Below are 6,510 nucleotides of genomic sequence, written 5' to 3'. Positions count from 1 at the left end.
CTGACAAATGTTTTACTCTTATATATTATAGTATCATTTTATACTTATATATATTGTATAAAAAACAAACCCGACAGGTTTTAAAAAACTGTCGGGTTGCACTAATTATTATAGTATGTTATTTTTTATTGAGATCCTTGGCTTTTGTTTCCCAATGTTCCATGAGGTTATTATAATTTACAGGGTTGGCTGGAGTTTGATTTAATAAACGTCCAGATTCGAAACCGCGTACTAAGATTGTTTCTATTAAATAGTCTTCATTAACCTCGTAGGGTTTGTATTCAGTCTTTAAACTTATATCGAATAAATTAGCTGTTGTATTTGAAACGAAGGCTTTGAAACCGCTTTTTAGATTTTTGATTAACTCATAAGTTGTTTTTCCGGTTTGGCGATGCACAAGTTTTACAAGAATTTGCCCTTGTTTTCTGGAAAGTTTTTTAAGTCTGTCTTCGAATTCATTATTAAGGTAGTCTTCTACAATCTTAAAATACTTCTTTTTTTCACGATTGTTTTTTAATCGTGCCATTCCGTTATTTAGTGCTGTTAATCTATCCGCAGCCAATCTTGCATAAGGATACACTTTATAGACTCTGTTTTGCAGAATCTGAAACTGCTTCATTTCTTCGGCACTCATTCTCTCTCCTTTTGAGATAATTATCTCGGGCAGCTGAATAGTATCATTCAGAATAGAATCTTGTTCGGTTAAAATATTGCCCATTTCCTGATTTTCTTTTGGAGTAACCTGGGCTTGACTTGTAAATGCAATCAATAGTAAAAACAAAATACTGGTAAATCTCATGGAGTCTTAATTTAAATGTAAAATTATATATTTATACACAACTCTAATACCAAATTTATAAATTAGCGCAAAAATATTTTTATGAGTACAAAATCTATCTTAAAGGATACTTCTATTGCTTTCCTGGAAAGCTATCTAAATAATGCTTCGCCTACTGGTTACGAAAGTGAAGGACAAAAATTGTGGATGAATTATTTGAAACCGTATGTTGATACTTTTATTACTGATACATATGGTACGGCTGTTGGAGTTATTAATCCCGATGCTCCATTTAAGGTTGTAATTGAAGGCCACGCCGATGAAATTTCATGGTATGTGAATTATATTACTGATGACGGTTTATTGTATGTAATAAGAAATGGTGGTTCAGATCATCAAATTGCACCTTCTAAAAGAGTTAATATTCATACTAAAAAAGGAATTGTAAAAGGTGTTTTTGGCTGGCCGGCTATTCATACTCGTTTAAGAGATAAAGAAGAAATTCCGAAACTAAGTAATATTTTTATTGATCTGGGCTGCGAAACTAAAGAGCAGGTTGAAGCAATGGGTGTTCATGTGGGCTGTGTGATTACTTATCCTGATGAATTTATGATTTTGAATGAAAACAAATTTATTTGCCGCGCGATTGATAACAGAATGGGCGGTTTTATGATTGCTGAAGTTGCTCGTTTATTACACGAAAACAAAAAGCAATTACCATTTGGTTTATATATCGTAAACTCGGTTCAGGAAGAAATTGGTCTGCGTGGTGCAGAAATGATTGCGCATACTATTAAACCAAATGTTGCAATTGTGACTGATGTTTGTCACGATACTACTACACCTATGATTGATAAAAAGGTTGAAGGTGATTTAAAAATGGGAAAAGGACCTGTTATTGCGTATTCTCCGGCGATTCAAAATAAACTGCGTGATTTAATTGTAGATACTGCCGAAGAAAATAAAATTCCGTTTCAGCGTCATGCAACATCGAGAGCAACCGGTACAGATACTGATGCTTTTGCTTATAGTAATGGCGGTGTAGCATCGGCATTGATTTCTCTTCCGTTACGTTATATGCATACAACGGTTGAAATGGTTCACAAAGAAGATGTAGAAAATGTAATTCAGCTGATTTATGAATCGCTGTTGAAAATAGAAAACAATCAGAGTTTTTCTTATTTCAAATAATATTTTTAGAAACATAAATTCGGCTGTTTGTTTTTTAACGGCCGAATTTATAAACAAACAAAGCATGAAAATTTTACTACTCGAAGATGATTTTACTTTATCTAAAGAAATCTCCGCATTCTTTACTATTAAAGAATTCGAGTGTATACCTTATTATGATGGTTCTTTATTATTAAAAAAATATTTTCCTTACGAATATGATTTAATCATCCTTGATATTAATGTTCCCGGCACAAACGGTATTGATGTCTGCAAAGGAATCAGAGAGGTTGATAAAAAGACTCCAATTATAATGCTGACGGCTTTTAGCGAAATCGAAGATAAACTGGCATCTTTTGACAATGGTGCCGATGATTATTTGGTAAAACCTTTTCATTTTGACGAATTGTACGCTAGAATTTTATCCTTATTAAGACGAAAAGAAATTCCGCAGCAAACAGAAAAGAAAATTATTGTTGAAGATTTAGAAATTCAGGAAGAAGAAATGAAGGTTTTTCGCTCTGGCGAAGAAATTAAACTTACTCCAAAAGAGTTTAAATTGATTTTAATTTTGGCTCATGCCAAAGGAAAAGTTTTGTCTAAACAATTTATTGCTGATAAACTTTGGGATTATCATATCGAAACCAATCAAAATACGATTGAAGTTTATATTAATTTCCTTCGAAAAAAAATCGATAAAGATCACGAGATAAAACTTATCCGCACCAAAATTGGTTACGGGTATTATTTAAGCAGCGAAGAATGACTTTAAAAAACAGAATATCGCTTTTAGTAAGTTTAATGTTTACAATCCTATTTGGGTTGGCTTCTACAGTGATTTTTGTTTTGTATTCTAATTTTAGAAAAGAAGAATTTCGGGATCGTTTAGAAATTAAAGCGCTTTCTAACATTAAACTTTTAGTTAATGTAAAGGAAGTCGATGACCAGCTTTTGAAAATGATCGATCAAAACTCTATCAATAAGCTTTATGATGAGAAGACTTTGGTTTTTGATTCTCATTTCAAACTTATTTACAGCAGTATTGATGATGCTAAAATAAATTGGTCTATAGACGATTTAAAATATCTGAAAAAACATAAAACGTTCTTTAAACAACAAGGTGATTATGAGGTTTACGGTGTTTTTTATGATACAAAAGACAAAGATTTTTATGCTTTAATTTCGGCAACAGATGATTACGGAAAGAGAAAGCTGCTTTTTTTAAGATATACCCTTATTATATCTTATATTTTATTTACTTGTATTTGCTGGGTTTTAACTTCATTTATGGTTAAAAAGGCGATGAATCCTTTGCATTTATTTCATCAGAAAATAAAAAACATCAATGAAAATAATCTCGATACTCGTATTGCTTCAAAAAGTAATAAAGATGAAATTGATTTGATTGCTAACGAATTTAATTTCATGATGGATCGAATTGAGGTTTCTTATCAAAAACAAAAAGAGTTTACGGCTCACGCTTCGCATGAACTCAGAACTCCACTTTCCAGAATTACGGCTCAGATAGAAAATACAGTTGCTGATCCTTCAACATCTGCAAAAGGAAAAACTTTCCTAACTACTATTTTATCAGATGTAAACCACTTAACAGAATTGATTAGTTCCTTATTAATATTGTCTAAAATTGATACCAATAAAAATAATGAGGATAATGAAGTTCATAGAATGGATGAAATTCTATTCTCGGCTATTGAAAATTTAAAGAAAAGTTTTCCTGAATTTATCATTTTATTTGAAATTGAAGAAAGTGAAAATCTAGATACGGCATTAGAAATTAAGGGCAATAAAAATCTTTTGGAAATTGCCTTAATTAATGTTTTAAAAAATGCCTGTGTTTATTCAGATAATAAACAGGCTTTGGTAAAAATAAACACCCAAGAAAATCATCTGGTTATTTCTGTCTTAAATACTGGAAAAACTTTAAGCGAAAACGAACAAAAAAATCTTTTTCAGCCTTTTATGCGCGGAAAAAATTCTAAAGGAACATCAGGTTTTGGCTTAGGGTTACGCATTGTAAATCGAATTTTGACCCTTCATAAATCATCTATAACTTACAGTATACCAAACAGTAAAGAAAACCTATTCCAATTATTCTTTCATTAATATTTCATTTTATTTAAGCTATTTTTAAGGTAGATTTTAAGCACTCTTAAAGCCTGGTGATAGCATATTTGTACAAAATAAAATAGATACAATGAGAAAACTATATGCATTATTACTACTTGTACTGCTTAATCAGGTAGTTATGGCTCAAAAAACAGTCACACTTCAAGATTGTGAGAGTCAGTTTCTTAAAAACAATCTTTTTTTGCTGGCATCTCATTATAATATCGATGCTGCAAAAGCCATGACCATTCAGTCCCGTATTTGGGATAATCCAACAATTACAGCTGAGCTAAATGCTTATAATCCAGAAAGGAGTAAATATTTTGACATTGGTAAAGAAGGTCAAAAAGTTTTTGGTATTGAGCAATTAATTTATTTAGGCGGGAAAAAACGTAATGAAGTTAAACTGGCACAAACTAATGAACAATTAGCAGAACTTCAGTTTAATGATTTGCTTCGAACATTAAAATTGCAGTTACGCCAGAGTTTTTATACCGTTTATTACAACACGAAAAGTCTTGAAATAACGGATAAACAACTTATTCATATTGAAGACTTAATTAACTCCTACTCTATTCAGGCTCAAAAAGGAAATATTCCTTTGCGAGATGTTGTGCGTTTGCAATCTCTTTATCTGAACTTTAAAAATGAAAGAATGGAAGTTGTTAATAGCAGCATTGAAGAACAGGCAAATTTAAAATTGCTATTGAATTCAACTGAAACGATAATTCCAGATGTTTCTAAAGATGATTTTAATAAATACTTAAAAATTATTCCGTTTGATTTAAAATCTTTAGAAGATGAAGCAATTGCTAATCGTCCTGATTATTTAGCCAAACAAAAAGAGATTGAAGCAAATGAACTGACTGTAAAATGGCAAAAATCGCTTTCGGTTCCTGACATTACTTTGGGTGCAAATTACGATCAGCGAAGCGGTGCTTTTAATAGAGAGGCAAACGTGTCTGTTGGAATTCCCCTCCCGCTTTGGAACAAGAACAAAGGAAATATTAAAAATGCTCAGGTAGTTTTAGCACAATCAAAAGTAGAAAAGCAAAATTTTAGCCTTCAATTGGAAACTGAAATTACATCGACATGGAATAAATGGGATGAATCCCGTAAAAACTATGCAGTTATTAAACCAACAGTAAATTCAGACTTTGAAGCTGTTTATAATGGAATCTTAACCAATTTTCAAAAACGAAATATCAGCTTATTAGAATTTACAGACTTTATGGAAAGCTATAATCAGGCTAATATTCAGCTAAATGAATTGAAGAAAAAACTGGCTTTATCAGGAGAAGAATTGAATACTACCATCAACAAGGATTTATTTTAAAATTAAATAATAATGAAACATACACTAATTATAGGAATTGCAATTGTAAGTTTATCACTTACGAGCTGTAAAAAAGAAGTAGAAAATCCACAAACCAATACTTCTTTCGCCTTGAGCGATAGTATGCTAAAAACTACAAGCACAGCAACTGCAGAAAAACAAACTGTAAAAAACGAATTGAGTTTTTACGGAAAAATCACAGCCGACAATAATAAATTAATTGATGTTTACCCGCTTGTTGGCGGAAATGTGATTAAAGTAAATGTAGAACTTGGAGATTATGTAAAAAAAGGACAAGTTTTAGCAACGATAAAAAGTACGGATGTTGCTGATTTTGAAAAGCAGTCTATTGATGCTAAAAGTGATTTACTAGTTGCCAAAAATAACCTGAAAGTGGCAACGGAATTATTTGACGGAAAATTAAATTCTGAAAGTGATGTACTGCAGGCAAAAGCTGAAGTAAATAAAGCGCAGTCTCAATTGAGCAAAATTCAGGAAACCTATAAAATCTATAATATTAAAGCGGGTTCTATTTATGAAGTGACAGCACCAATAAGCGGGTTTATTATTCAAAAAAGTATAAATCAGGATATGCTTTTACGTTCTGATCGTTCTGAAAACATTTTTGATATTGCTGAAATCAGTGAAGTTTGGGCGATGGCTAATATTAATGAAATCGACATTAATAAAATTAAACTGGGAATTGATGCAAGTGTAACAACCTTAAGTTATCCTGATAAAGTTTTTAAAGGAAAAGTAGATAAAATTTTCAATGTAATTGATCCCGAAACTAAAGCTATGCAGGCGCGTATTAAACTTCAAAATCCAGGTTTTTTATTGAAACCCGATATGAACGCGAATATAAAATTATCTTATAACGAAAATCAATCAATGATTGCCATTCCAAGCAATGCCATTGTTTTTGATAAAAGTAAAAATTTCGTCATGATATTTAAAGATCGCCATAATATTGAAACAAGACAAGTTGAAGTTTTTAGAGTTGTTGGTGACACGACTTACATTTCAAGTGGTTTAAAGGAAAATGAGAAAGTCATTACCAATAATCAATTATTTATTTATCGCGCGTTAAACGAATAAG

Annotated in this window: 6 protein-coding genes; 5 read left to right on the top strand and 1 reads right to left on the bottom strand. The window is 31.3% G+C overall.

Annotated elements, in window-relative coordinates:
• Positions 1 to 118 precede the first annotated feature (118 nt).
• A complete protein-coding gene (locus ASD98_RS03310) occupies positions 119 to 799 on the bottom strand; it encodes a DUF4294 domain-containing protein (protein WP_056200198.1) in 681 nt (226 codons plus the stop codon).
• An 81-nt stretch (positions 800 to 880) separates the two neighbouring features.
• Between ASD98_RS03310 and ASD98_RS03305 the strand changes: the two genes are divergently transcribed.
• The 5 genes from ASD98_RS03305 to ASD98_RS03285 all read left to right on the top strand — a co-directional run bounded on the left by ASD98_RS03305 (position 881) and on the right by ASD98_RS03285 (position 6,509).
• A complete protein-coding gene (locus ASD98_RS03305) occupies positions 881 to 1,969 on the top strand; it encodes a M42 family metallopeptidase (RefSeq protein WP_056200195.1) in 1,089 nt (362 codons plus the stop codon).
• A 64-nt stretch (positions 1,970 to 2,033) separates the two neighbouring features.
• Positions 2,034 to 2,714 carry a response regulator transcription factor gene (locus ASD98_RS03300; protein WP_056200192.1) on the top strand — a complete coding sequence of 227 codons (681 nt, stop codon included), beginning with the start codon at positions 2,034 to 2,036 and terminating at the stop codon, positions 2,712 to 2,714.
• Entirely contained in the window at positions 2,711 to 4,072 is a 1,362-nt protein-coding gene (locus ASD98_RS03295; protein WP_056200189.1) for a HAMP domain-containing sensor histidine kinase, read from the top strand. Before ASD98_RS03300 ends, ASD98_RS03295 begins: the two co-directional genes overlap by 4 nt.
• Before the next feature lie 91 nt (positions 4,073 to 4,163).
• Complete coding sequence (locus tag ASD98_RS03290; RefSeq protein WP_056200187.1) at positions 4,164 to 5,411, top strand: TolC family protein; 1,248 nt, start codon at positions 4,164 to 4,166, stop codon at positions 5,409 to 5,411.
• Between the two features lie 12 nt (positions 5,412 to 5,423).
• Positions 5,424 to 6,509 carry an efflux RND transporter periplasmic adaptor subunit gene (locus ASD98_RS03285; protein ID WP_056200184.1) on the top strand — a complete coding sequence of 362 codons (1,086 nt, stop codon included), beginning with the start codon at positions 5,424 to 5,426 and terminating at the stop codon, positions 6,507 to 6,509.
• Position 6,510: the final 1 nt, after the last annotated feature.

The organism is Flavobacterium sp. Root186 (assembly GCF_001428525.1).
Lineage (GTDB): Bacteria > Bacteroidota > Bacteroidia > Flavobacteriales > Flavobacteriaceae > Flavobacterium.
This window is presented reverse-complemented; position numbering and strand designations above follow the sequence as displayed.

Excerpts from the sequence above, each read along its gene's own strand:
- ASD98_RS03300 (WP_056200192.1), top strand. The coding sequence starts at position 2,034 with ATGAAAATTTTACTACTCGAAGATGATTTTACTTTATCTAAAGAAATC.
- ASD98_RS03285 (WP_056200184.1), top strand. The coding sequence starts at position 5,424 with ATGAAACATACACTAATTATAGGAATTGCAATTGTAAGTTTATCACTT.
- ASD98_RS03310 (WP_056200198.1), bottom strand. The coding sequence starts at position 799 with ATGAGATTTACCAGTATTTTGTTTTTACTATTGATTGCATTTACAAGT.
- ASD98_RS03290 (WP_056200187.1), top strand. The coding sequence starts at position 4,164 with ATGAGAAAACTATATGCATTATTACTACTTGTACTGCTTAATCAGGTA.
- ASD98_RS03295 (WP_056200189.1), top strand. The coding sequence starts at position 2,711 with ATGACTTTAAAAAACAGAATATCGCTTTTAGTAAGTTTAATGTTTACA.
- ASD98_RS03305 (WP_056200195.1), top strand. The coding sequence starts at position 881 with ATGAGTACAAAATCTATCTTAAAGGATACTTCTATTGCTTTCCTGGAA.